General features: G+C 67.3%; 2 protein-coding genes and 2 pseudogenes. 2 read left to right on the top strand and 2 right to left on the bottom strand.

Annotated elements, in window-relative coordinates; translation table 11 throughout:
* Positions 1-322, bottom strand: a pseudogene (locus tag V5F77_RS28605) (transposase); the annotation flags it as partial.
* Between the two features lie 580 nt (positions 323-902).
* Positions 903-1321: pseudogene (gene tnpA, locus V5F77_RS28615) on the bottom strand (IS66-like element accessory protein TnpA).
* 109 nt (positions 1322-1430) lie between these two features.
* Between tnpA and V5F77_RS28620 the strand changes: the two are divergent.
* Both V5F77_RS28620 and V5F77_RS28625 read left to right on the top strand, forming a co-directional pair.
* On the top strand, positions 1431-1652 hold the full coding sequence (locus V5F77_RS28620; RefSeq protein ID WP_157048312.1) for a hypothetical protein: 222 nt from the start codon (positions 1431-1433) through the stop codon (positions 1650-1652).
* 67 nt (positions 1653-1719) lie between these two features.
* A partial coding sequence (locus V5F77_RS28625) for an AI-2E family transporter (protein WP_429008444.1) occupies positions 1720-2039 on the top strand: 320 nt, incomplete at its 3' end.

Here is a 2039-nt window from a genome sequence, read left to right on the forward strand (position 1 = left end):
CCGGCCACGGCCTTCATCCAGCCGAAGCCCTCCTCGATGCGCTTGCGGATGCGCTGGCTGACGGCATAGCGGGAGGGCGGGTGGTGCGGCCGTCGATGGCCGAGCGGCCGCGGCTTCGGGTGAGGTTCTGCGCCACATGCGGGTGCACGTTCATCGAGCGCAGTTCGTTGACGAAGTCCTCGGCGTCGTAGCCGCGGTCGGCGCCCAGCATGATCGGCCGCGGCCGGTCGGCCCGGGACTCGATCATCGCCAGCGCCGCGATGCGCTCGGCGTGGCCGGAGACCTTTGTCAGGCAGGCATCGACGAGGAGGCCGGAGCGGTTCGTCCCGGGCGCACCTTCATAGGTCGGGCGTGAGAGCGCACTTTGATGATCCTGATTGGAGGATCGTTTTGTGTTTGGGCTTGACCATAGACTTGAGCCGGAGGTTGAGGTCCGGCGCTTCGAGGTGATCAACGGCGCGATGGGGCGTCGGCGCTGGACGGCGGACGACCGGGCACGGATCCTGGAAGAGACTCTCGTTCCCGGCGCCGTGGTCTCGGTGGTTGCTCGCCGCCACGGCTTGACACCGTAACAGCTGTTCACCTGGCGCCGCGAGGCGCGGAGGACGGCGGAGACGGTGCCGGCGTTTGTGCCGGCGGTGGTCGCGCCGGAGGTTGGTCCGGCATCGGGGCCTTCGGCCACACGGTCACGGCCGAAGCGGCGCACTCGGCAACGCCGCGCGGCGGCCATCGAGGTCGACGTCGGCGGGGTCAGGGTGACGATCGAGAGCGGAGCTTCACCGGCCACCATTGAGGCGGTGATCGGCGCGCTGAAGGGTAGATCATGATCGGCCCGAGCGGCGCGGTCCGGGTGATGGTGGCGACGCGGCCGGTGGACTTCCGCAACTATGCGCCGACCATGATTATGCGGAGTCGGCGCGGAAGGAGCCCGTAATTGTGCCCGCCTGCACGACCCGGATCAGAGCCTCGACGTCGACATCGCGATCTACAAGCACCCGCCGCCCGTTCGCCATCACGATCTCGATCCGGCCGCTGCCGTCCGCCATCAGCGGGCCGGTCGCCGCCGCGACCTCCAGCACGATCACAGCCGGAACAAATCCTGCTCTCGAAGCCGGACCAAACCGCCCGGCCCGCGCCGCGTCACGCCACTCGTTAACTGCGTGCGCGTGATCCCGTATTTGCGGGCCGTCGCCGAGCCCAGGCGTCGACCCGAATAGCTCTGCTCGACGATCCGCAGCTTCGCCTCATCGCTGAAGCGCCGCCGGCCGCCGCTCTCAACGATCTCAAGCCGACTGATCGGCGTGTCTGGATAGACGTCCATACAGACGAATTCTCACCACCAAGCCTCAATTCGCAAAACGGCCGCCGTCGGAGGGATACTGCAACGCCATCGCCTGGCTAACTTTCATCTCGGCAGCGAGTTCGGCAACTTGCGCCGCCGACGCACTGCCGGCCCGACCTTTCAGGAATTCACGGATCGCATCCGTCCGCCGGCACGCTTTGCCATCTCACTGATCTTTGGAACGGTGGTGTCCACCGCGCTCGCCGTGTTCGTCGTCCCGATCCTGTACGATCTCGACGCCCGCCGCCGGACGCGGAACCTCGGAGCCGGCGGCGAAATCCGAGCGGCGGGAGGCGGGACAATGCCCTGATTGCTTGGACATGCCGGGCCGGAACAGGCGAGATGGGGGACCTGCAACCACGGAGGCAAGGCCGCCCATGCCGGGGACGAAGATCCAGGAGTTCACCTTTCTCGCCACCCTCGTGCTCGTGACGGTGGCGTTCCTCTGGCTGCTGTCGCCTTATTACGGCGCGATCTTGTGGGCAGTCATCCTGGCGATCCTGTTCGATCCGCTCCAACGCGGGCTTGAGAGGTGGCTCGGTGGCCGGCGCAACCTCGCGGCGGCACTCAGCGTCCTGGCCTGCATCTGCGTCGTCGTCATCCCCGGCACACTGATCCTCGCCGCCCTCGCCAACGAAGCCGCCAGCCTCTACACCCGCATCGGCACGCGCGAATTCGATCCGGGCACAATGCTCGC

Origin of the sequence: Roseixanthobacter psychrophilus (genome assembly GCF_043195195.1) — a bacterium.
GTDB lineage: Bacteria > Pseudomonadota > Alphaproteobacteria > Rhizobiales > Xanthobacteraceae > NCEH01.